21 protein-coding genes are annotated in these 22,021 nt (G+C 64.5%); 17 read left to right on the forward strand and 4 right to left on the reverse strand.

Annotated features, from left to right (window positions below):
- Window positions 1-9 precede the first annotated feature (9 nt).
- The 3 genes from pcaF to LB529_RS04655 are packed head-to-tail and all read right to left on the reverse strand — an operon-like array spanning window position 10 to window position 2,873.
- Window positions 10-1,215 carry a 3-oxoadipyl-CoA thiolase gene (pcaF, locus tag LB529_RS04645; protein ID WP_224710369.1) on the reverse strand — a complete coding sequence of 402 codons (1,206 nt, stop codon included), beginning with the start codon at window positions 1,213-1,215 and terminating at the stop codon, window positions 10-12.
- Window positions 1,216-2,019, reverse strand: coding sequence for a CoA-transferase subunit beta (locus tag LB529_RS04650; RefSeq protein WP_224710370.1), 804 nt, complete (start codon window positions 2,017-2,019; stop codon window positions 1,216-1,218).
- Complete coding sequence (locus LB529_RS04655; RefSeq protein ID WP_224710371.1) at window positions 2,016-2,873, reverse strand: CoA transferase subunit A; 858 nt, start codon at window positions 2,871-2,873, stop codon at window positions 2,016-2,018. Before LB529_RS04655 ends, LB529_RS04650 begins: the two co-directional genes overlap by 4 nt.
- A gap of 101 nt (window positions 2,874-2,974) precedes the next feature.
- On the opposite strand from LB529_RS04655, the gene LB529_RS04660 reads away from it, so the two are divergent.
- The 8 genes from LB529_RS04660 (at window position 2,975) to LB529_RS04695 (ending at window position 10,470) form a co-directional block, all read left to right on the forward strand.
- The gene (locus tag LB529_RS04660; protein WP_224710372.1) at window positions 2,975-3,745 is read left to right on the forward strand and encodes an IclR family transcriptional regulator C-terminal domain-containing protein; all 771 of its coding nucleotides are present in this window, start codon (window positions 2,975-2,977) and stop codon (window positions 3,743-3,745) included.
- Between the two features lie 142 nt (window positions 3,746-3,887).
- Window positions 3,888-4,613, forward strand: a complete 726-nt coding sequence (locus LB529_RS04665; protein WP_224710373.1) for a GntR family transcriptional regulator — start codon at window positions 3,888-3,890, stop codon at window positions 4,611-4,613.
- Between the two features lie 2 nt (window positions 4,614-4,615).
- Window positions 4,616-5,644, forward strand: a complete 1,029-nt coding sequence (locus tag LB529_RS04670; RefSeq protein WP_224710374.1) for an ADP-ribosylglycohydrolase family protein — start codon at window positions 4,616-4,618, stop codon at window positions 5,642-5,644.
- Window positions 5,644-6,618: a PfkB family carbohydrate kinase gene (locus LB529_RS04675; protein WP_224710375.1), complete on the forward strand. Its 975-nt coding sequence runs from the start codon at window positions 5,644-5,646 to the stop codon at window positions 6,616-6,618. Before LB529_RS04670 ends, LB529_RS04675 begins: the two co-directional genes overlap by 1 nt.
- 39 nt (window positions 6,619-6,657) lie before the next feature.
- Window positions 6,658-7,722, forward strand: a complete 1,065-nt coding sequence (locus LB529_RS04680; protein ID WP_224625571.1) for an ABC transporter substrate-binding protein — start codon at window positions 6,658-6,660, stop codon at window positions 7,720-7,722.
- Between the two features lie 26 nt (window positions 7,723-7,748).
- Window positions 7,749-8,618 carry an ABC transporter permease gene (locus LB529_RS04685; protein WP_224710376.1) on the forward strand — a complete coding sequence of 290 codons (870 nt, stop codon included), beginning with the start codon at window positions 7,749-7,751 and terminating at the stop codon, window positions 8,616-8,618.
- On the forward strand, window positions 8,618-9,406 hold the full coding sequence (locus LB529_RS04690) for an ABC transporter permease (RefSeq protein ID WP_224609870.1): 789 nt from the start codon (window positions 8,618-8,620) through the stop codon (window positions 9,404-9,406). Before LB529_RS04685 ends, LB529_RS04690 begins: the two co-directional genes overlap by 1 nt.
- On the forward strand, window positions 9,406-10,470 hold the full coding sequence (locus tag LB529_RS04695) for an ABC transporter ATP-binding protein (protein ID WP_224710377.1): 1,065 nt from the start codon (window positions 9,406-9,408) through the stop codon (window positions 10,468-10,470). The genes LB529_RS04690 and LB529_RS04695 overlap by 1 nt, the downstream gene beginning before the upstream one ends.
- An 18-nt stretch (window positions 10,471-10,488) precedes the next feature.
- Here LB529_RS04695 and LB529_RS04700 read toward each other — a convergent pair whose 3' ends face one another.
- Window positions 10,489-11,517, reverse strand: a complete 1,029-nt coding sequence (locus LB529_RS04700; protein ID WP_224710378.1) for a LacI family DNA-binding transcriptional regulator — start codon at window positions 11,515-11,517, stop codon at window positions 10,489-10,491.
- A 352-nt stretch (window positions 11,518-11,869) separates the two neighbouring features.
- On the opposite strand from LB529_RS04700, the gene LB529_RS04705 reads away from it, so the two are divergent.
- From LB529_RS04705 to LB529_RS04745, 9 genes are all read left to right on the forward strand, one after another.
- The gene (locus LB529_RS04705) at window positions 11,870-13,483 is read left to right on the forward strand and encodes an extracellular solute-binding protein (RefSeq protein ID WP_224710379.1); all 1,614 of its coding nucleotides are present in this window, start codon (window positions 11,870-11,872) and stop codon (window positions 13,481-13,483) included.
- A gap of 81 nt (window positions 13,484-13,564) precedes the next feature.
- On the forward strand, window positions 13,565-14,425 hold the full coding sequence (locus LB529_RS04710; RefSeq protein ID WP_224710380.1) for a carbohydrate ABC transporter permease: 861 nt from the start codon (window positions 13,565-13,567) through the stop codon (window positions 14,423-14,425).
- Window positions 14,422-15,378 (forward strand): carbohydrate ABC transporter permease, encoded by a 957-nt coding sequence (locus tag LB529_RS04715; RefSeq protein WP_224710381.1) that lies wholly within the window; start codon window positions 14,422-14,424, stop codon window positions 15,376-15,378. The genes LB529_RS04710 and LB529_RS04715 overlap by 4 nt, the downstream gene beginning before the upstream one ends.
- On the forward strand, window positions 15,375-16,460 hold the full coding sequence (locus tag LB529_RS04720; protein ID WP_224710382.1) for an ABC transporter ATP-binding protein: 1,086 nt from the start codon (window positions 15,375-15,377) through the stop codon (window positions 16,458-16,460). The genes LB529_RS04715 and LB529_RS04720 overlap by 4 nt, the downstream gene beginning before the upstream one ends.
- A 3-nt stretch (window positions 16,461-16,463) precedes the next feature.
- The gene (locus tag LB529_RS04725) at window positions 16,464-17,525 is read left to right on the forward strand and encodes an ABC transporter ATP-binding protein (RefSeq protein ID WP_224710383.1); all 1,062 of its coding nucleotides are present in this window, start codon (window positions 16,464-16,466) and stop codon (window positions 17,523-17,525) included.
- Window positions 17,526-17,560: 35 nt separating this feature from the next.
- Window positions 17,561-18,649 (forward strand): Gfo/Idh/MocA family protein, encoded by a 1,089-nt coding sequence (locus LB529_RS04730; RefSeq protein WP_224710384.1) that lies wholly within the window; start codon window positions 17,561-17,563, stop codon window positions 18,647-18,649.
- 35 nt (window positions 18,650-18,684) lie between these two features.
- A complete protein-coding gene (locus LB529_RS04735) occupies window positions 18,685-19,599 on the forward strand; it encodes a sugar phosphate isomerase/epimerase family protein (RefSeq protein WP_224710385.1) in 915 nt (304 codons plus the stop codon).
- A gap of 44 nt (window positions 19,600-19,643) precedes the next feature.
- Window positions 19,644-20,825 carry an aldose 1-epimerase family protein gene (locus LB529_RS04740; protein ID WP_224710386.1) on the forward strand — a complete coding sequence of 394 codons (1,182 nt, stop codon included), beginning with the start codon at window positions 19,644-19,646 and terminating at the stop codon, window positions 20,823-20,825.
- Between the two features lie 82 nt (window positions 20,826-20,907).
- Entirely contained in the window at window positions 20,908-21,993 is a 1,086-nt protein-coding gene (locus LB529_RS04745; RefSeq protein WP_224710410.1) for a fatty acid desaturase family protein, read from the forward strand.
- Window positions 21,994-22,021: the final 28 nt, after the last annotated feature.

The following is a 22,021-nucleotide window of genomic DNA, read 5'->3' on the forward strand; positions in this document are numbered from 1 at the left end:
TCCGACCGGTCAGACCCGCTCCAGCGCAATTGCGATGCCCTGGCCGACGCCTATGCACATGGTGGCCAAAGCCAGCTTGCCGCCGCGCTCGCGCAGCTCGAGCGCGGCCGTGCCGGTGATGCGCGCGCCCGACATGCCGAGCGGGTGACCGAGTGCGATCGCGCCGCCGTTCGGATTGACGTGCGCGGCGTCCTCGGCGATGCCGAGCTGGCGGAGTACGGCAATGCCTTGCGAGGCAAAAGCTTCGTTCAATTCGACGACATCGAATTGCTCGGGCGTCAGGCCGAGGCGGGCGCAAAGCTTCTTGGTGGCCGGGGCCGGACCGATGCCCATGATGCGCGGCGCCACACCGGCGACAGCACCCCCGAGGATGCGGGCGATCGGCGTCAGGCCATGCTTCTTCGCCGCCGCTTCCGAAGCGATGATGAGGGCCGCCGCACCGTCATTGACCCCTGAGGCGTTGCCGGCAGTGACGCTGCCGCCCTGGCGGAATGGCGCCGGCAGTTTGGCCAGGATCTCGACGGTGGTGCCGGCGCGTGGATGCTCGTCCTTCGAGACGACGACCGGATCGCCTTTCTTCTGCGGGATCGTCACGGACGTGATCTCTTTCGCCAGCCGGCCGCTGCCTTGAGCGGCAACGGCCTTGTCCTGGCTGCGCACCGCGAACGCGTCTTGGTCCGCGCGGGAAACGGAAAAATCCTCGGCGACGTTCTCCCCGGTCTCCGGCATGGACTCGACGCCATATTGCTTCTTCATCAGCGGGTTGACGAAGCGCCAGCCGATGGTGGTGTCGTAGATCTCGGCGTTGCGCGAAAAGGCGGCGTCGGCCTTCGGCATGACGAAAGGCGCGCGGCTCATCGATTCGACGCCGCCGGCGATCATCAGCTCGGCCTCGCCCGATTTGATGGCGCGCGCGGCGATGGTGACGGCATCCATGCCAGAGCCGCACAAGCGGTTGACTGTCGAACCGGGGATGTCCTGCGGCAGGCCGGCAAGCAGCAGTGCCATGCGCGCCACGTTGCGATTGTCCTCGCCGGCCTGGTTGGCGCAGCCATAGACGACATCATCGACGGCCGCCCAATGGACGCCGGCATTGCGCTCGACCAAGGCCTTCAACGGGATGGCGCCGAGGTCGTCGGCGCGGACGGAGGACAATGAACCGCCGAAGCGGCCGATGGGCGTGCGGATGTAGTCGCAAATGAAGGCTTCAGTCATCTAGGCAGCTTTCCGCTCGGCGATCCCCTGATGCGCCGCCTTGGTGCGGACATGCAGGTCGCGCAATGTGTTCAGCTCGAGTTCCGTCGGCGCCGGCGTCTCGTCAAGAGCCTCCGCGAACTTGACCGTCCAGCCACAGGTCTCCTGTACCTGCTCGCGCGAGACGCCGGGATGCAGCGACACCACTGTGAATTCCTTGGTCACCGGGTCCGGCTTCCAGATGGCGAGGTCCGTGATCAAAAGCGTTGGCCCGGCGGTATCGATGCCGAGCCGCTTGCGATGATCGCCGCCATCGCCATGGCCGAAGGAGGTGAAGAAGTCGACCTTTTCGACCATGCCGCGCTTCGACTGCGCCATGGTGATGTAGACCTGCCTGGACGAGGTGGCGATCTCCGGCGCGCCGCCGCCGCCGGGCAAGCGGGTCTTGGGATGCGCATAGTCGCCGATGACGGTGGTGTTGATATTGCCGAATTTGTCGAGCTGGGCGGCGCCCAGAAAGCCGATCGAGATGCGGCCGCCCTGCAGCCAGTAGCGGAACATCTCCGGCACCGCGACGGTGGTGACCGCCGTCTCGCACAATTCGCCGTCGCCGATCGACAGCGGCAGCACGTCGGGCGCCGTGCCGATGGTGCCGCTCTCATAGATCAAGGTGATATGCGGCGCATGCGTCAGCCGCGCGACGTTGCAGGCGGCCGACGGCGCGCCGATGCCGACGAAGCAGACATCGTCGCTTTTCAAAGCGCGGCTGGCGGCGATCGTCATCATCTCGTTCGGGGTGAAACCAATCTCCTTCGCGTCGCTCATGCGGCTTTCCTCAGATGCTCGACGCGGCCGGCAAAGTCATCCGGGCTGCTCTCGATGACGTTCTGCTGCATCCACGCCTGGAAGCGGCCGCGGTCGGCGGCGATCTCGTCCCATTCGAGATAGGCGACGTTGTCGCGCTCGTAATAGCCATGCGTGTAGGAGGGATGCGAGCCGCCGGGCACGACCGAAATCGCCGCGATCGTCCAGCTGGGCAGCACGGTGAGATTGGGGTGGAGGTCGTCGAAGCTGTCGACCACTTCCTCGACCGTCACCACCGCCCGCTTTGCGGCAAGAACGGCTTCCTTCTGGATGCCGATGATGCCCTCGACCAGCACGTTGCCCTTCCGGTCCGCCTTCTGCGCATGGATGAAGGTGACGTCCGGCCTTATCGCCGGAACGGCCGCCAACACCTCGCCCGTGAAAGGGCAGGTGACGGATTTGATGTTTGGATTGACCGCGGCAAGACCGGCGCCGCGATAGCCGCGGAACACCGCGCAAGGCAGGCCGGCGGCGCCCGCCTCATAGGCATTGGCCATGCCGGCGTGGCTGTGCTCCTCGATCTCGATGGCGCGGGGAAAGCCGTTCTCGATGGCGTCGCGGGCGCGTCTGAGCAGGCCGACGCCAGGATTGCCGACATAGGAGAAGACGATTTTCCTCGCCATGCCCATGCCGATCATCTGGTCATAGATCAGGTCGGGCGTCATGCGGATCAGCGTCAGGTCGCGAAAGCCCTGGCGGATCGCCTCATGCGCGGCGGCGGTCGGGATCAGATGAGTGAAGCCCTCGAAAGCGACCGTATCGCCGTCATGCAGATTTTCCGCGACCGCTTCTTTCAGCGGCAGGAACTTGACCATCACCAGACCTCACGAAAAGTTCGCATTGCGAACATCTGTTTTATATGAGATATTTCTAACTCCGAGCTCTGCATTGAGTCAACGCCGGCCTGGAGGCGCTCGTGGGAGAGGAAGTAATTTCGCGCGACCATGTCGGCTCGCTGGAACGCGGCCTGGCGGTGATGGAAATCCTTGCGCGCCATCCGGCCGGCATGACGCTGACCGAGATGGCCGAAGAGGCGGATCTCACGCGCGCCGGCGCCCGCCGCTTTCTGCTGACATTGGTCGCCACGGGCTATGCGACGCAGTCCGGCCGGCTGTTTTCGCTATCGCCGCGTCTTTTGACGGTCGCGCGGACCTGGCTCGGCGGCGCATCGCTCTGGACGTTCGCGGCGCCGATCATGCGCGAGGTGGCGGGCAAATTCGACGAGGCCTGCAACGCGGCGGTGCTATCGGGTGAGGACGTCGTCTATGTTGCGCGCATCCCCGGACGGCGGATCTTAAGCGTCGCGCTCGATGTAGGCACGCGGCTGCCGGCCTATTGCACCTCGATGGGGCGGGTGCTGCTTTCCGGTCTGGGGGCGGACGACTTGAAGACCTTCCTGGCGCAAGCGACCATCGAGCGCCGGACGCCGAAGACGATCACCGGCCGCGCTGCGCTCGGCAAGGCCATCGCCAAGGCGAGAGCGGATGGCTTCGCCATCGTCGACGAGGAATTGGAGCTCGGCCTGCGCTCGATCGCGGTTCCGATCATCGATCGCGCCGACCGCACCGTCTGCGCCATCAACGTCTCGACGCAATCGGCGCGTTTCTCGGTCGAGGCGATGGAGCGCGACATCCTGCCGGTGCTGCGCCAGGCCAAGCAGCGCGTGGAGGAGTTCTTCTTCGCTTGAGGGCGCGTCTCCCGTTGCCGCCGCACGTTCATTCTGCGCCCGGTCCTCCTTCCGTTCTTGAATGGTGATGAAGGTTCGTTGACGGGGGAATTCAAATCCGATATTGAACAGGATTATACAGGTTCACTGAACAGGTATCGATATGGCCCGTCGCGCGACGCAGATCACTCCCGGCACGGGCAAGCCCGAGCAGATCGCGACGGTTCTGGAGCATGAGATACGCTCCGGCCTGCTCGGTTTCGGCGACCGCCTGCAGAGCGAAAACGAGCTCGTTCAGCGCTTCTCCGTCAGCCGCAACACGGTCCGCAAAGGGCTTGAGGAACTGTCGAGCCGCGGGCTGATCACCACCAAGGTCGGCATCGGTTCGTTCGTCACCTTCGACGGCATGCCGGTCGACGACGCGATCGGCTGGTCGCGCGCGCTTGCCAATGCGGGCGCCAATGCCGAGACACGCACGTTGCGGCTCGAGATCATCGAGGACGCCGAACTGGCGGCCAGGCTCGGCGTCGAGAGCGCGTCCTTCATCGCCGTCGATCGTGCCCGCACCAACGCCGACGACGGCCATGCCATCTCGATCGAGCGCAGCCGGCTGCCGTTGTCGCCGGAGTTGGAAGACATACCGCTGCGCGGCCTGCGCGAAGGCTCGCTGCACCAGACGCTGCGCGGGGCAGGGCTTGTTCCCGATCACGGCGAGGAATGGGTCGACATCGAGATGCTGAGCGCTTCCGACGCAGCCATCCTCGCCTGCGCGCCCGGCACGCCGTTCCTGCGCACACGCCGCCTGACACGCGCCGCCGACGGGCGCGCCATCGAATTCGTCACCAGCCTGCTCAACCCGGCGCATTTCGCGCTGCACCTGGAGTTCTGAGCATGGCGGCCGACGCGATGGACCGGGCTATGGGCGCGCTGATCGGCGGGGCGCTGGGCGATGCGCTGGGCATGCCGACGCAGCTTCTGTCGATGGCCCACATCGCCGAGCTTTACGGCCATGTCGAGGAGTTCGTCGCGCCTGCCGCCGATCACCCGGTGTCGAAAGGGCTGCCCGCCGGCGCGATCACCGACGATACCGAACAGGCGCTGCTGCTTGGCCGCATCCTCGTCGAATCCGGCGAGCGCTTCGATCATGCACGCTGGGTCAACGCGCTGCTCGACTGGGAGCGCGAGGTCAAGGCGCGCGGCAGCTACGACCTGCTTGGACCATCAACCAAGCGCGCAATCGATGCCATCAACAGCGGCGTGCCGGCGGAGGAGGCCGGGCGCAGCGGCGACACCAATGGCGCTGCGATGCGCATCGCGCCGGTCGGCATCATGATGCCGCCGGAGCCGCTCGACGTTCTGGTCTCCAAGGTGGCGGAAACCTGCCGGGCCACGCACAACACCTCGATCGCCATCGCATCGGCTGCGGCGGTCGCAGCCGCTGTCAGTCTCGGTGTTTCGGGCGGCGACTGGCGCATCGCTTCCGACCATGGGGTCGCCGCCGCAAGGCTTGGTGCTGCACTCGGCCATTGGGTTACCGGCGGCGACATCGCCGCGCGCATCGTCTGGGCGCGGGAGCTTGTCCGCGGCAAGGCGGAGAAGCAAGCCATCAAGCTGATCGTCGACCTGGTTGGCACCGGCGTCGCCAGCCAGGAATCGGTGCCGGCGGCCTTCGCAGTGCTGGAGGTCGCGCAAGGCGATGCGTGGCGGGCTGCCGTCATTGGCGCCAATCTCGGAGGCGACACCGACACGATCGGTGCGATTGCCGCCGGCATGGCCGGGGCCTGCGCCGGCCTGTCGAGGCTGCCGCAGGATCGCATCGCCCAACTACATGGGATTGACCTCGCGGACGTCCGCGCGCTGGCTGGCGACCTGGTCGCCGCACGCGGCTCCAAGGCCGGCCCAGGCAAGGAGGTTGCCTGATGAGCGGGCGGCTCGTCCATGTCGGCAGCGCCGTGGTCGACTATGTCTACCGCATCGATGCCTTGCCGGCGGCCGGCACGGAAAAGACCGCGTCAGCTTACGCGCGGGTCGCCGGCGGCGGCTTCAACATGATGGTGGCGGCAAGCCGCACCGGCATGAAGGTGGTGTTCGGCGGCCAGCTCGGCACCGGGCCGGACGGAGACTTCCTGCGCGCAGCCTTCGCGGCCGAAGGCATCGAGACACTGACGCCGCCATCGCCTTCGATGGACAGCGGCCATTGCGTCGCGATGATCAGCGGCGACGCGGAGCGCACCTTCGTCTCCTGGCCGGGCGCCGAGAGCCGGCTCACGCCGGACATGATGAAGCCGGTCCAAGTCGTTCCGGGTGATTGGGTTTTCACCTCCGGCTACACGCTGAGCTATCCCGGCAGTCGCGACACGCTTGCCGGTTGGATCGAAGCGCTGCCGGCCGGCATTCCTTTCGTATTCGATCCGACACCGGTGATCGCCGACATTCCACGGCCGATCCTGGACAGGGTTCTGGCGCGTACGACCTGGTTGAGCTGCAACACCAATGAGGCCGCCGAGATTGCCGGCGCCGGCGACGCCCAGACCGTCGCGATCCGATTGCTCGCCGAGCATTGCCCCAGGGCCGAAGGCGTCGTCATCCGCGCCGGCGCGCATGGCTGCTTGGTGCGCATGGCCGATGGCGGCACCCGCGCGGTGCCGGGTTTCAAGGTCGAAGCCGTCGACACCAACGGGGCCGGCGACACGCATATCGGCGCCTTCGTCAGCGGCCTTTCGCGCGGCATGGGCGCTTGCGAGGCGGCACGCTATGCCAATGCGGCGGCTGCGCTTTCGGTCACCCGCCATGGCGGATCTTCGGCGCCCACCGACACGGAAATCCGGGAGTTCCTGACTGAGCGCGGCGAAACGACGACCGCGCTCGGCCGGGCGGAAGCGACTGCAACTTAACAAGCCCGTCAATCGGGCAAACAATGAGAGGAAAAGAACATGCGCATGCCAAGACTGACCGCTTTCCTGACGGCGACCGCCGTCTTCGTCTCAGCATTTACGCTTGGAGCACAGGCCGCCGAGGAAGTGCATGTGCTCAACTGGAAGGGCTATGGCGCCGACGAGCCCTGGGCGGTCGCCAATTTCGAGAAGGCGACCGGCTTCAAGGTGGTCAACGACTTCTTCAACTCCGAACAGGAGATGCTGACCAAGATTCGCACCAATCCCGGCCTCTACGACGTCGTCATGATCAACGCCGCCTTCAACGACCAGGCGATGGCCGGCAAGCTGATCCAGCCGATCGATGTCTCGAAGCTTTCCAACTATGCCGACATCGCCAAGGACAAGGCCAGCTCGCCGATGCTCAATCATGACGGCAAGGTCTATGGCGTGCCGTGGGTGTGGGGCCTGACGGCTCTGGCGATCAACGACAAGTCCTTCGACAAGCCGCCGACGAGCATCGCCGAGATGTGGAACCCGGCGCATAAGGGCCGCGTCATCATCCGCGACGATGCCGTCGAGGCGGTGCAGTTCGGCGCGATCGCGTCGGGGCAGGACATCAACGACATCAAGGATATGGACGCGGTCAAGGCGAAGCTCACCTCGCTGATGCCGCAGATCAAGACCTTCTGGAGCTCGGAGAACGACTGGAACCAGATGGTCGCCTCCAACCAGATCGACATCGGCACCTATTGGAGCGGCTCGGCTGACCGCGCCAAGACGCATTTCAAGCTGCCGGTCTCGCTGGTCATCCCGCAGGAAGGCGCCGTCGCCTGGCTCGACGCCTTTTCGATCCCGGTCGGCTCGAAGAATGTCGCGGGCGCCGAGGCCTTCATCAACTACATGATCGACCCGAAATTCTACGTCGAATGGGTCACCAAGGTCGGCGCACCGGTTTCGGCCAACACCAAGGCTGTCGACGCGCTGCCCGAGGACGCCTTCAACCGCAAGGTCATGGGCAGCCCCGAGGTCGCAAAGCGCATCCAGTTCCAGGCGCCGATCACCGACGCGCAGCGCGAGAAATACCTGGCGCTTTGGCAGGAGCTGAAGGTCAACGTGAAGTAATCACGTCTTTCGGTGAGGAGAGGCAGATGGCTGACCAGCTTGCGATCGGTTCGCGCCGCGGACTGAAGCCGGCCCTGCCGCTTCTCCTTCCCGCCTATCTGTGGCTGACGGTGGCGATCTTCCTGCCGCTGTCGGCCATGGTGTTCTTCTCCTTCATGACCGACCTGCCGCTGGCCGGAAAGGAATGGTCGTTCACGCTCGGCAATTACGCAGCTTTCTTCTCGCAGAGCCTCTATTCGACGCTGTTGTTTTCATCGCTGCGGCTCGGGCTGGAGGTGACGCTGTGGTGCGTCGTCCTCGGCTACCCGGCGGCCTATGTGCTTGCGAAGGTGCTGAAAGGGCGCAGCCGCGAGGCGATCTTCCTGCTCGTTATCCTGCCCTTCTGGTCGAACGGGCTGGTGCGCATCTTCTCCTGGGCGATGGTGCTGCGCGAAGGCGGCATTCTCGACACCGCGCTCAATGCGGTTCTGCCGTTCAAGATCAACATTGATCTCATGTATTCCTACCCAGCCGTCATCATCGGCCTGGTGCACTCCTATGCGCCCTATATGGTGCTGACCTGCTATCTCACGCTGCAGGCCATCGATGATTCGCTGATCGAGGCGGGCCGCTCGCTTGGCGCATCGCGGCGGCAGGTGCTGTGGCGGGTGATCATCCCGCTGTCGATGCCGGGCCTGATCGCGGGTGCCGCGCTGATCTTCGTACCGGTGGTCGGCTCCTTCATGGAGCCGCGCATCCTCGGCGGCCGCACCGGTACCTTCTACGGCACCATCATCGAGGACCAGTTCGTCGCCGTCTTCAACTGGCCGCTGGGCGCGGCACTCTCCTTTATCCTGCTCGCGGTCGTGCTGATCATCCTGGCGCTGGCCGCGCCTGTCCTGCGGAGGGCTGCGTGATGGCGACGACGCGCATCCTCGAATGGCTCGGGCGCTTCTACATCGTGCTTTTGCTCGGCTTCCTCTACCTGCCGATCATCATCATGGCGGCGATGTCCTTCAACGCTTCGCCCTTCTACCAATTGCCGTTCGAATGGACGACGGACTGGTATTCATCGCTCTGGCAGAACGACCAGTTGATCGCGGCGACCTGGAACAGCATCGAGATCGCCGTCATCACCACTTTGATCTCGACGGTGCTGGGCTCGATGGCCTCGCTGGCGCTCTACCGTTACGACTTCCGCGGCAAGAAAGTCCTGCAGGCGCTGCTCTTCCCACCGATCGCCATCCCGTGGCTAATCACCGGCACGGCAATGCTGATCTTCTTCTTCGGCGTCGGCATCGGCCGCGGGCTGGTGGCAATCCTGCTCGGCCATGTTGCGCTGGCGCTGCCTTATGTGATCGTCGTCGTGTCGGCCCGGCTGCAGACCTTCGCGCCAGAGCTGGAGGAAGCGGCGCGCTCGCTCGGCGCCAACCAGTGGCAGGTGACCATGCGGGTTACTTTGCCGTGGATCATCCCCGGGGTGATCGCCGGCGGGCTGTTCGCCTTCGCCGTGTCGTTCGACCAGTTCGTGGTCTCGTATTTCCTGTCGACGCCCGGCCAAACGACATTGCCGGTCGAAATCTATGCCGCGATCCGCAAGGGTTTCACGCCCGAGATCAACGCGGTCTCGACGATCATCATTGTCGTGTCGATGGCGCTGATGCTGCTCACGGCGCGCTTCTTCAAGTTTGGCGGAGAGAAATAATGGCTGGCGTCCAGGTCGCGAACGTTTCGCGCAGCTTCGGCGCGCACAAGGCGCTGGACGATGTCTCGATCGACTTTGCCGATGGCGGCTTCTATGCGCTGCTCGGACCATCCGGCAGCGGCAAGACCACGCTGCTCCGTCAGATCGCCGGCTTCGATTTTCCGGATTCCGGCCGCATTGCGATCGGCGGCGAGAGCGTCGAGCGCGTGCCGGTCGAAAAGCGGCGCATCGGCATGGTGTTCCAGAACTATGCGCTGTTTCCCAATATGAGCGTCGCCGACAATATCGCCTTCGGCCTGTCGGTGCGCGGCGAGCCGAAAGCGACAATCGCTGCGGAAGTGCAACGCGCGCTCGATCTCGTACAGCTCGGCAAGCTCGGCGGGCGAAAGCCGCACCAGCTCTCCGGCGGCCAGCGCCAGCGCGTGGCGCTGGCGCGGGCCATCGTTACCAAGCCGCGCGTGCTCTTGCTCGACGAGCCGCTCGGCGCGCTCGACAAGGCATTGCGCGTCGACATGCAGATCGAGCTGAAGCGCATCCAGCGCGAGATCGGCATCACGACCATTTTCGTCACCCACGACCAGGAAGAGGCGCTGACGATGAGCGACCGCATCGGCATATTGCGCGACGGCAGGCTGGTGCAGGAAGGACCGCCGGAAGAGATCTACGACAGGCCGCAAAGCGAGTTCGCCGCGACTTTCCTCGGCGACGCCAATATCTTTCACGGCAACGCGACCGGCTCAGGGATCAGGCTGCCCGACGGCACGACGATCGCGGCTTCGACAGGCGCATCGGTGCCGGCCGGCGCCAAGGCGAGCTGCGCCGTTCGGCCCGAGCGCATCCGGATTTCGCCCGGCGCGGCAAAGCCCGATCCAGCCAATGTCAACACGCTCACGGGGCAGGTCTCAAAGCGCATCTTCGCCGGCAACAACAGCACCTATTTCGTCGACCGCGGCGGCCAGACTTTGAAGGTGATCGTCCAGAACACCGGTGCCGAACGCCTCGCAGAGGGACAGCCCGTCGTACTCAGCTGGTCGCCGGACAGCACGGTGCTGATTGGGGCCTGAGATTGGCGAGCCCCGCGGTCAAATTTCCGGGATGCTCTCGCGGAAAATCACCTGCAGCCGAGGCTGGTGGAGTTCGTAGGGCAATCCTCTGACCGAATGCGACAGGATGTTGAGCGCCTCCCTGGCCTCGACGCGGGGGTTCTGGTCGATCACCGCGTCGAGCGTGCCGTCGAGCAAAAGTTCCTTCGTGCCGTCAGTCACCTCATGGCCGAGGAAGATGATCTCCTTCGCGCGTCCGCGCTCCTTCAGCGCGCGGGCAATGCCGGTGTTGCCGGCGCCGACATTGTAGATCGCGGCAAGGTCGGGGTGGCGCTCGAGCAAAGCGGAGGCTTCCGAATAGGCCTTTTCGCGATCGTCGAGCATTTCACGCATCTCGACGATCTCGAGGTTGGGCGATTCTTCGGCGAGGATATGGCGGAAACCCATCTCGCGCTCCTCATGGCCGCGATAGGCGAGCGAGCCTGCGAACAGCGCGACCTTGCCCGGGCGGCCGGCGCCCATGAAGCGGTTGAGCAGATAGCCGGCCAACCGGCCCGCGGCGCGGTTGTCGATGCCGATATAGGCGACCCTCGGCACGTGCAGGATGTCGGAGGCGATGGTGACGACCTTGATGTCGCTGGCCGACAGCGAGCGGATCGCCTCGCGCACCGTCGGGTGGTCGAGCGCGATGACGCCGACGCCCTGCGTCTGGCCATGCAGGTCCTGCAACAGGCGGGCGAGCCGGTCGGGGTTGAAGCCTTCGATGGTCGTCACGCGGACGTCGAGATCGGGCCGCGTCAATGCCTGCGCCTCGATATGCCGGTGCAGCAGCTTGATGAAGGAATTGGTGCCGGCCGGCAGCGCGAAATCGAGCCTGACCGTCTGTCCAGGCACGGCTCGCTGCGGCGTCCCGTTCGGCGTCTCGGCGATGTATCCCAGGCGCTGCGCCATCTCGATGACGACCTCGCGCGTGCGCGCCCGCACGCCCGGCCGGTTGTTCAGCACGCGATCGACCGTGGCGGGAGAAACGCCGGCTTCCCGGGCTATGTCTGTCAGGGTTGACCGCACGTCGAGCACCTCATCGCAAGCATCAAAATCACGCAGCTTCCACCCAGTTCCGGAAAACGCCTCAGCAGCGACCGCGATTCTGATGTGAAATGATGTAACCGCCCTTGGCTTGCGCGCAAGCCGGCGCGGTACATAAGGCGGCGAAGGTCCGGCCAAGCCGGGCGGATCGAGGCGAAAGCCCCTCAAATCCAAGCAATGGGTGCGACGTGATGGGTTCGGCGGACGGCATTTTCTCCCTCATTTGCGATCTTATGACGTATTTTGAGTATTTATGATGTTGACAGGCTTCATGCGCTGTCGTCAATATCCCTCACGTGGGCCATGGAGGAACAGGCCCCGAGGGAGGAATTCGATGTCTCAACTGATCCGCATGTCGCGGCGCCGCTTGTTGGCGTCCGGAGGAAAGGCGGCTGTCTTCGTCGCCGCGACCGGTATTGCACCGCAGTTCATTCGCCCCGGCCGCGCCTTCGCGGCGGATGCGCTGGCGCCCGGCATGATCGGCGGGCCGACCGGCTTCGACGGCGCCGAGCGCTACCAGTACGGGCCCGACACGCCGGAAGGGCGTGCGGTCGAGGCGGCCAAGGCCCTGAAGGCGGCGGGTAAGGCGCCGGCAAAGATCGTGCTCGGCCTGTCGGACGGCTCGATCGGCCAGCTGACCAAGCCTTTTCCGGCCGGCGCGCCGTCCATCAAGGATCTGTGGGAAAAGGAAACCGGCATCGCGATCGAGATCGTCGGCCTGCCGAACGGCCAGGAATTCACCAAGACGATGCAGGACATCTCCACCAAGGGTGGGGCCTACGACATCTACTCGACCGAATGGAACCGGCTCGGCGATCTCGCCGAAACCGGCGGTATCGCCAAGCTCGACGACTTCGTCGACAAGCACCAGCCAGAATGGGACGACCCGAAGCAGGGTTACGTCAACGGCGCCAAGGGCGTGTCGCTGCTCAACCAGTATCGCGGCTCGACCTATGGCGTGTCGCTGGACGGCGACTTCCAGACCTGGGTCTACCGCACGGACCTGTTCGGCGACGCCGCCGAGCAGAAGGCCTTCAAGGACAAATACGGCTACGACCTTGCCCCGCCGAAGACCTGGAAGCAGCACAGCGACGTCGCGGCTTTCTTCCAGCGGCCGGACAAGGGCCTGTTCGGCTCCACCGACCTGCGCAACCAGGGCTGGGGCTATACCAACTGGTACCAGCGCTATGTCTCGATGGCCTCGCCCAATCAGTTCCTGTTCGGCGACGACGGCAAGCCGCTGATCAATTCCGAGGAGGGCATCGCCGCCACCAAGGAATACGTCGATTCGCTGGCGCATCATTCGCCCGACGCGATCTCGTGGGGCTGGCCGGAGCAGTATGGCAACTTCGCCAAGGGGGGTGCTGCGATGACCTGCGCCTTCTCCAACCTGCCGAAATTCCTCGACAATGCCGGCAACAAGGATTCGGCCGTCACCGGCAAGATCGGCTCCATGCTGCCGCCGGGACGCGAGAACGACGGCAAGCTGATCAGCCGGTCGGTGCTCTGGTTCTCGCTGACCGGCATGGTGTCGTCGCAGTCGAAGAATCCGGAGGCCGCCTACCTTCTGCTGCAGTGGCTTGGCTCGGCCCGCATCTATGCCTGGATGAGCGCCAATCCCGGCGGCTATCTCGATCCGTTCCGGCTCTCGGACTTCTCCGATCAGCTGGTCCGCCAGACCTATCACGCCTACCACATGGACGTGGTGCGCGAGACGGTGGCGCGCACGGTGCCGACCATCAACTATCCAGGCGCCACGGCCTTCCACAACGCGCTCGACGAGAACCTCGTGGCCTCGCTGACCAAGGCCAAGACACCGGAGCAGGCGATGGCCGACACCGAGCGGGAGTGGAAGAAGATCGCGCGCCGCATCGGCGAGGACAAGCTCCTCGAAGCCATCAAGACCAACAAGGAGGCCTGGCCCACGGTTCTCGATCCGATCAGCTGATCCGCCTCCCTGGATCAGAGCCGGAGGGGAGGGGCGTCAGCTCTTCCCCTCCTTCCTTGACGCCACCAGCAAAGCAGCCAGATGAAGCGTTCCGTTCCCTTCGAGATATTCCGTTACGCCGCGATCCTCGCGGCGATGGCGGTGACGCTGGTGCCGATCCTGTGGATGGTGTCGATGGCCTTCAAGCCGATCGGCGAATGGTCGGCGACCGGCGCCGACCTGACCTGGTGGCCGAAGCAGCCGACGCTCGCCAATTTCCAGTTCGTGTTCGGCCACTCCACCAACGACCTGATCGTCGCGCTCGACCATACGGCGGTGAAGCCGATCCTGTCGTCGCTGCTTTCTGCGGTGTTCGGAACCCTGATCGCCATGTCTGCGGGCACCGCCGCGGCCTACGGCCTGTCGCGCTTCGGCTCGGGCCAGAACCTGCCGCTGGCGCTGATCCAGCTCAGGCTGTTTCCACCGATGGCCGTGATGATCCCCGTGATGATCATGTGGGCCTTCCTCAATCTCAACGACACCTGGTGGGGGCTGGCGCTGATCTACGGCATCGTCACGCTGCCCTTCGCCTTCTGGCTGATGAAGACCTTCTTCGACGATATGCCGCGCGAGATCGAGGAGGCAGCACTTGTCGAGGGGTGCTCGCGGCTGCGCGTTTTCACTCGTATCACGCTGCCGATGATGCGCGCGCCGCTGGCGAGCGCCGCGCTCTTCGTCTTCATCCTCAACTGGTCGGATTATCTCATCGCGCTGCTGCTGACGACGCGCGAATGGGTGACGATCCCTGTCTACATGGCATCGCTGTCATCCTCGATGACCGGGCAGCTCTACGGCGCCAAGGCCGCGCTCGGCCTGATCGCCGCGGTGCCGCCGGTGGTCATGGGCATCGCCATCCAGCGCCATCTGGTGCGCGGGCTGACCTTCGGAGCGCTCAAGCAATGAGCGCGGTGACGGCGACGATTTCGGAGGACAAGATGGACGCGGGGACAAAGTCCGTCACGCCTGACGAAGGCGCGCGGCTGGGCTTCCGCCTGACCCTGCCGGCGCAGATCCTGGTGCTGTTCATCTCGGCCTTTCCGCTTCTGATGCAACTCTACATCAGCGTCACCGACTGGTCGCCGCTTTCGGGCGTCGGCTGGTGGAACGCCTGGGAGATGTGGAACAGTTTCGCCAACTACGCCGACCTTGCGGCCGACACCCGCTTCTGGAGCGCCTTGCAGCGCACGGCGATCGTCATGCTCGTCTGCGTGCCGGCGGAGTTCCTGCTGGGTCTCGCGCTGGCGACGCTGTTTGCCGACGACTTCCCCGGCAAGCGTATCTTCTATTCGATCCTTTTGATGCCGATGATGGTCGTGCCCGCGGTCGCCGGCTACATGTTCTTCATGCTGTTCCAGTCGGGCGGCCCGGTGAACGATATCCTGTCGCGGATCCTCGGCACGCCGGTTACCATCGCCTGGCTGTCCGACCCGAACCTGGCGCTGATCGCGGTCATGATCGCCGACATCTGGCAGTGGACGCCGCTGATGTTCCTCATCCTGCTCGCCGGCCTGGTCGGCGTGCCGGAAGACCAGATGAAGGCGGCGACGCTGCTCGGCGCCAATGCCTGGCAGCGCTTCGTCACCATCGTGCTGCCGAAGATGAAGACGATCATCATCATCGCGCTGGCGATCCGGGTGATCGAGAACTTCAAGATCTTCGACACGCTCTACATCATGACCGGCGGTGGCCCCGGCGTCGCCACCGAGACGATCTCCGTCTACATCTACAAGGTCACCACGCAAGATCTGATCTGGGGTTATGTGGCGGCGATCGCTCTCGCCATCCTGATCGTGCTTTCGATCGTCGCGGTCTACGCCATGAAGCGCATGGCCAAGGCGCGGGAGGTGCCTGCATGAGCGCCATCCACCTCCACAACCTGGTCAAGAAATTCGGCGACTTCACCGCGCTGAAGACGATGGATCTCGAAATCGCCGACGGCGAGTTCATGGCGCTGCTCGGACCGTCCGGCTGCGGCAAGTCGACGACGATGAACATGATCGCCGGCATGGAGGAGCCGACCAGCGGCAGGATCCTGTTCGGCGAACGCGATATGGCGGGCGTGCCGATGGGACGGCGCGGCGTCGGTTTCGTGTTCCAGAACTACGCGATCTTCACCCATATGACGGTGCGACAGAACCTTGCCTATGGTCCGAGGATGCGCGGCGCCGCCAAGGCCGAGATCGATCGCCGCGTCGGCGCCATCTCCGAGATGCTGCAGCTTTCGCCATTGCTCGACCGCAAGGCGGACCGGCTCTCCGTCAACATCCTGCAGCGCGTGGCGATCGGCCGCTCGGCGATCATGGAGCCGGCAATCTTCCTGCTCGACGAGCCGCTGTCCAATGTCGACGCGGCGTTTCGGGCGGCGATGCGCACCGAGCTCAAACAGCTGCAGCGCCAGTTCAGGCAGACGATGGTCTATGTGACGCATGACCAGCTCGAAGCCATGACCATGGCCGACCGCATCGCCGTGATGGATCACGGCGTGCTGCAGCAGGTCGGCACGCCACTCGAAGTCTATAACAATCCGGCCAATGTCTTCGTTGCGCGCTTCATCGGTGCCCCGGGCATGAACCTGCTCAAGGGCAGGCCGGCGGAGAGCGATCGCGGGCTGGTGATTGATCTGGGACCGCTCGGCGTCACACCGTCCTTACCGGATGAGCTGGTTTCGGCTGTGCGCGCGGTGCGCGGCGACGTGCTCTATGGCTTCCGGCCCGAGCAGGTGACGCTCGCCGAACGCGGGTTGTCGATGCCGGTGAGCTTCGTCGAGCGGATCGGCGCGCGCACCATCGTCCATCTCGGCGAAGGCGAGAGCGCGGTGAAGGCGGTGTTCGAGAACGATGTCGGGCTGTCGATTGGACAGACTGCAGTGGTCGCGCCGCCGGCCTCGTCGGTGCGCGTCTTCGAGGCCGCGACCGGCCTTGCAGTGAGGGCGGGCTGAGCCATGGCCGATATTGTTTTCCGCAACGTCACAAAGCGCTACGGCAACACGCTTGCCGTGGACGACGCTTCCTTCACCGTCAACGATAACGAGTTCTTCTGCTTCTTCGGCCCGCCGCTGTCGGGCAAGTCGACGATCCTGCGCCTTGTGCTCGGGCTGGAAGCGCCGGACGAAGGCGAGATCCTGATCGGGGGAAAGCCGGTCAACGGCGTGTCGCCGGCCGAGCGCAACGTCGCCATGGTGTTTCAGAACCTGGCGCTGTTCCCGCATATGAGCGCGCGCGACAATGTGCGTTTCCCGCTGGTCGAGCGGAAGGTCGCGGAGGCCGAGATCGAGAAGCGGCTGGCCGACGTCGCGGCGAAGCTGCATATCGGCCACATCCTGCACAAGCCGCCGGCGCAGCTTTCCGGCGGCGAGCGGCAGCGCGTGGCGATCGCGCGCGCTTTGGTGCGCGACCCGGCTGCCTATCTGATGGATGATCCGATCTCGGCGCTCGACGCCAGGCTGCGCGAAGAGACGCGCGTCGAGCTGAAGCGCATCCAGCGCGAGCTCGGCAAGACGTTGATCTATGTCACGCATGACCAGGAGGAGGCGATGTCGGTCGCCGACCGCATGGCGATCCTGGAGAACGGACGGATCAGGCAGATCGGCGCGCCGGCGGAAATCTACGACCGGCCGGCAAGCGCCTATGTGGCGCGCATGCTGGGATCGCCGATGATGAACATCCTGCCGTCGGTGCGCGGCGCAAGCGGGGTCGAGGCGGCCGAAGGGACAATCCGCATTGCCGATACCAAGGCGCCCGCCGAGGCGATCGAGATCGGGCTGAGGCCGGAAGACATCAAGGTGCGGCCATGGACGGGCAACGGGACGGCGGAAGGCCGCCCGGCGCGGGTGTTCGAAGTCGAGCCGCTCGGCGGCTACACCGTCGTGACTTTAGCGGCCGGGCAAGCACGGCTCAGGGCATTGCTGCGCGGGCAGCCCGACATCAGGCCGGATGCGATGGTGGCGATATCCTGCGAGCCGGGTCGCGTGCATTATTTCGGCCAGGACGGAGGCGCGCTGTGACGGCGGCCGTAAGCACTGAATTTCGGGAGGAAGAGATGGCAGAAAAAGGCTTCGAGCCGGACGTCAAGGTTCGCACCAGGGACTACAAGATCGGCTGCGTCGGCGCCGGCATGATCATGGCCGAGTGCCATCTGGCGGCCTACAAGGAAGCGGGCTTTCCAGTGGTGGCAATCGCCTCGCGCACCAAGGCGAATGCCCAGAAGGTCGCCACCCGCTGGGGTATTCCGACTGTACACGAGACGCCGGAACAGCTGATCGAGGATACCAACGTCGACATCATCGATCTGGCCTTTCCGCCGGATCAGCAGCCGGCGCTGATCCGCCACGCGCTGAAGCAGAAGCACATCAAGGCGATCCTGGCGCAGAAGCCGCTGGCGCTGTCGGTCGAGGAAGCCGTCAAGCTACGCGACGAGGCGGCGAAGGCCGGCAAGATCCTCTCGGTCAACCAGAACATGCGCTACGACCAGTCGATGCGCGTGTTGAAGCAGATCATCGACAGCGGCGCGCTGGGCGACATCGTCTTCGCGCAGATAGACATGCACGCGATCCCCCACTGGCAGACATTCCTCCAGGACTACGACCGTCTGACGCTCGCCAATATGAGCGTGCATCACCTCGACGTGCTGCGCTTCCTGTTCGGCGATCCGGACGAGATTACCACGCTGACGCGCAAGGACCCGCGCACCCAGTTCGATCATTCCGACGGAATCACCGTCTCGACACTGCGCTTCCCGTCGGGCGTGCTTGCCGTCTCGCTCGAAGACGTTTGGTCCGGCCCGCGGCACGAAGGCTATAAGGACGACCAGCACATCAACTGGCGCGTCGACGGCACCAAGGGCGTCGCCAAAGGCACGATCGGCTGGCCGACCGGTGCGGCCTCGACGCTGACCTACGCTTCGACCGAGACGACCGGCGGCGAATGGGTGAGCCCGAGCTGGGAAACGATGTGGTTCCCGCACGCCTTCATCGGCGTGATGGAACAGCTGCAGCACGCCGTGAAGACCGGCACGCCGCCGGCGCTCTCCGTCGCCGACAACGTCAAGACCATGGCGCTGGTCGAGGCAGGCTACCGCTCGATGGCGGCGGGCCGCACGGTCAAGCTTTCCGAGATCCCGACAAACTGAATCAACTGAATCGCTTACAAGGAGGAATTCACATCATGATGCAGGCAGGTGTTTTCACGGGCTATTTCCCGTACGGCCTCGAAGAGACGGCGCAGAAGATCCGCGGGCTCGGTTTCAACACGGTGCAGCTCGACCTGCACTTCAAGGACATCGACCTCTCGGCCGGCCAGATCACCGCGGACAAGGCGAAGAAGGTGCGCGACACCTTCCGTGACCATAACCTGCCGATCTGCTGCGTGTCGGGCTACACCAACATCATCCATCCGGACAAGGCGGAGCGCGAGAAGCGCGTCGGCTATCTCAAGGAGATCATCCGCAACGCGCGCCATTTCGGCTCGCCTTACGTCATCTCGGAAACCGGCACCTACAACACCGAGTCCGACTGGGTGCATCACCCGAAGAACAAGACCGAGGAAGGCTTTGAAGAGTGCCGCAAGGTGATCGCCGACCTCGCCCAGACGGCCTACGACCATGGCGCGGTCTTCCTGCTTGAAACCTATGTCAACAATGTCGTCGGCTCGGTCGAGGAGACGGTGAAGATGTTCGCGCAGGTCGACCATCCCGGCCTCGGCCTGTTGATGGATCCGACCAACTATTTCGAGACCCACAACATCGATCGGATGGACCAGATCCTGAACCAGGTCTTCGACACGCTGACCGACAAGATCAGAATAGCCCACGCCAAGGACGTGAAGCGCTCGGGCGACGACAAGTCGGAGAAGCATGCCGATATCGGCGACGCCGACGCGATGGAAAGCCACACCTTCCGCGGTGTCGGCGAGATCGAACTGCCGGCGCCGGGCTTAGGCTCGCTGAACTACGACCTCTACCTCAAGCGTCTTGCCGAGAAGCACCCGAACATCCCGGTGATCATCGAGCATCTGTCGGAAGACGACGTGCCGCGCGCCAAGAAGTTCCTCGACGGCAAGTTCCGCGAGAACGGCCTTTAAGGCTGGCAAAGGATGTGGTGCCAAGTGAGTGACGCAATCGCACCATGGTGAAGCTCTACGGACAGACGCTTTCGCGCCGGCAGGTCGCCGAACGCTCCGGCATGCTGTCGCAATTCGCCGGCGTGCGGCTGATGACGCTCGGCGACGGCGTCGAGCGCGGCATCCGCCTGCTCGAATTCCGCACCGGCTCGGGCCTGCGCTTCACCGCGTTGATTGACCGCGCGCTCGACATCGCCGATTGCGAGTACAAGGGTCAGGCGATCGGTTGGCATTCGCCGAGCGGTTTCCGCAATCCGGGCCTGCATGATTATGAAGGCGAGGACGGCTTTGCCTGGGGCCGGTCCTTTTCCGGCCTGCTGGTCACCTGCGGCCTCGACCACATTCTCGGCCGCAGCGAGGTGCCTGCCGAAAACTATAATTATCCTGGACGCAAGACAGTGACGCATTCGCTGCATGGCCGCGTCGGCACCATTCCGGCGCGGCTGACCGGCTATGGCGAAAGCTGGGACGGCGACCGCTGCGTCTTGTGGGCGGAAGGCGTCGTCCAGCAGGCCAGCGTGTTCGGCGAGGATCTGCATCTCATCCGCCGCATCGAGGCCGATGTCGGCGGCAGCGAGATCCGGCTCTCGGATCGTGTCGTCAACCACGGCTTCCACCGCACGCCGCATATGTATTTCTACCACGTCAATGTCGGGCATCCGCTGCTCGACGAAGGCTCGCGCTACCTTGCGCCGATCCGCGACGTGGTCTGGGCCGCGCATGAAGGCGAGCGCTACGAAGCGCAGAAGGTCGGCTACCGCACCGTTTCTGGGCCACAGCTCCGCTTCAGCGAGCAAGTCTGGCAGCATGAGCTTGGCGTCGACACCAGTGGCGAGGTGCCGGTCGCCGTCGTCAACGACCGGCTTGGCCTTGGCTTCGAGGTCGTCACCCGCAAGGACCAGCTGCCTTGTTGCTATGAGTGGCAGAATTTCCAGGCCGGGCAGTATGCACTTGGCATCGAGCCGTCGACGCACCATGTGCTCGGCAATCTTGCCGCGCGTGAGCGTGGCGAGATGATCTGGCTGGAGCACGGCGAGACCCGCGCCTATGACGCGCTGTTCCGCGTCCTCGATGGCAAGGACGCTATTGCCGATGCGGAACGAAGGGTAGCGGCAATCGCCCGCCAGCCCGAGCAGGATTATCCTCAGCCTTCGGGCAATTTCCCAAGACTGGCGGGTAGGGGATGAGCGCGACATTTATCCACAGCAAGCCCTCCGGCCGGCGGACCGGATTGCCAGTGCTTAGTGACGATTGGAGGCCGATGTGACGATGGCGAAGAAGCGCGACTACAGCCTTGTCGGCGAAAGCACTCGGCTTGCGATCGAGACCGGGCTTGCCTCGGCCGAGTGGTACCATACCGACGTGCCGCGCAAGACCATGAAGGAATTGATGCAGCGCTCCGACGGGCCGGCGATCCGCGACACCATCATCTGGATCGTCGCGATCCTGGGCTCGGCAGCCGGCATCGTCTGGTTCTGGGGCACATGGTGGATCGTGCCGTTCCTGTTCGTCTACGGCCTGCTCTACGGCTCGTCGAGCGACTCGCGCTGGCACGAATGCGGCCACGGCACTGCCTTCCGCACGCGCTGGATGAACGATGTCGTCTACCACATCGCCTCGTTCATGCTGATGCGCAATCCCGTGCAGTGGCGCTGGAGCCATGCGCGCCACCACACCGACACGATCATCGTCGGCCGCGACGCCGAGATCGCGGTGATGCGGCCGCCGGACCTCATCAAGGCGGCTTTGGCCTTCACCGGCATCCTCGACTTCCGTTATTCGCTGCCGACGCTGGTGCGCCAGGCCTTCGGCAGATTGTCGGACGACGAGAAGAGCTACATTCCGGAAATGGAGCAGCACAAAGCGGTGATCGCGGCGCGCTGGCATATGGTCGTCTACGCCGCGACGATTGCTGTCGCGATCGCGCTTGGATCATGGATACCGCTCGTATTGATCGGCCTGCCGCGGCTCTACGGCACCTGGCACATGGTGCTGACGGGGCTGTTGCAGCATATCGGGCTGGCCGACAACGTCATCGACCACCGGCTGAACACGCGCACCGTCTACATGAACCCGGTCAGCCGGTTCATCTACTGGAACATGAACTACCATGTGGAGCACCACATGTTCCCGATGGTGCCCTACCACGCGCTGCCGAAATTGCATGAGCTGATCAAGCATGATCTGCCGGTGGCGAACCCGTCGATGTGGCATGCCTATCGCGAGGTCTGGCCGATGCTGCTCAGGCAGCTGAAATACGAGGACTATTATCTCAAGCGCGAATTGCCGCCGACGGCCAAGCCCTATCGCGGCGAATTTCATGATCTCGACATAACGGCCGCGGCCGCCGAATAGGCCTCGCGCAGGCAAGCTGGAGACAGAC

This window comes from Mesorhizobium sp. CA5 (assembly GCF_020165105.1).
In the GTDB taxonomy this organism is placed as follows: domain Bacteria; phylum Pseudomonadota; class Alphaproteobacteria; order Rhizobiales; family Rhizobiaceae; genus Mesorhizobium.

Bases quoted from the DNA above. Each gene is read 5' to 3' on its own strand.
- LB529_RS04710 (WP_224710380.1), top strand. From the start codon at position 13,565: ATGAAGCGTTCCGTTCCCTTCGAGATATTCCGTTACGCCGCGATCCTC.
- LB529_RS04670 (WP_224710374.1), top strand. From the start codon at position 4,616: ATGGCGGCCGACGCGATGGACCGGGCTATGGGCGCGCTGATCGGCGGG.
- LB529_RS04725 (WP_224710383.1), top strand. From the start codon at position 16,464: ATGGCCGATATTGTTTTCCGCAACGTCACAAAGCGCTACGGCAACACG.
- LB529_RS04665 (WP_224710373.1), top strand. From the start codon at position 3,888: ATGGCCCGTCGCGCGACGCAGATCACTCCCGGCACGGGCAAGCCCGAG.
- LB529_RS04715 (WP_224710381.1), top strand. From the start codon at position 14,422: ATGAGCGCGGTGACGGCGACGATTTCGGAGGACAAGATGGACGCGGGG.
- LB529_RS04720 (WP_224710382.1), top strand. From the start codon at position 15,375: ATGAGCGCCATCCACCTCCACAACCTGGTCAAGAAATTCGGCGACTTC.
- LB529_RS04745 (WP_224710410.1), top strand. From the start codon at position 20,908: ATGGCGAAGAAGCGCGACTACAGCCTTGTCGGCGAAAGCACTCGGCTT.
- LB529_RS04655 (WP_224710371.1), bottom strand. From the start codon at position 2,873: ATGGTCAAGTTCCTGCCGCTGAAAGAAGCGGTCGCGGAAAATCTGCAT.
- LB529_RS04680 (WP_224625571.1), top strand. From the start codon at position 6,658: ATGCGCATGCCAAGACTGACCGCTTTCCTGACGGCGACCGCCGTCTTC.
- LB529_RS04730 (WP_224710384.1), top strand. From the start codon at position 17,561: ATGGCAGAAAAAGGCTTCGAGCCGGACGTCAAGGTTCGCACCAGGGAC.
- LB529_RS04695 (WP_224710377.1), top strand. From the start codon at position 9,406: ATGGCTGGCGTCCAGGTCGCGAACGTTTCGCGCAGCTTCGGCGCGCAC.
- LB529_RS04685 (WP_224710376.1), top strand. From the start codon at position 7,749: ATGGCTGACCAGCTTGCGATCGGTTCGCGCCGCGGACTGAAGCCGGCC.
- pcaF (WP_224710369.1), bottom strand. From the start codon at position 1,215: ATGACTGAAGCCTTCATTTGCGACTACATCCGCACGCCCATCGGCCGC.
- LB529_RS04650 (WP_224710370.1), bottom strand. From the start codon at position 2,019: ATGAGCGACGCGAAGGAGATTGGTTTCACCCCGAACGAGATGATGACG.
- LB529_RS04705 (WP_224710379.1), top strand. From the start codon at position 11,870: ATGTCTCAACTGATCCGCATGTCGCGGCGCCGCTTGTTGGCGTCCGGA.
- LB529_RS04690 (WP_224609870.1), top strand. From the start codon at position 8,618: ATGGCGACGACGCGCATCCTCGAATGGCTCGGGCGCTTCTACATCGTG.
- LB529_RS04675 (WP_224710375.1), top strand. From the start codon at position 5,644: ATGAGCGGGCGGCTCGTCCATGTCGGCAGCGCCGTGGTCGACTATGTC.
- LB529_RS04735 (WP_224710385.1), top strand. From the start codon at position 18,685: ATGATGCAGGCAGGTGTTTTCACGGGCTATTTCCCGTACGGCCTCGAA.
- LB529_RS04740 (WP_224710386.1), top strand. From the start codon at position 19,644: ATGGTGAAGCTCTACGGACAGACGCTTTCGCGCCGGCAGGTCGCCGAA.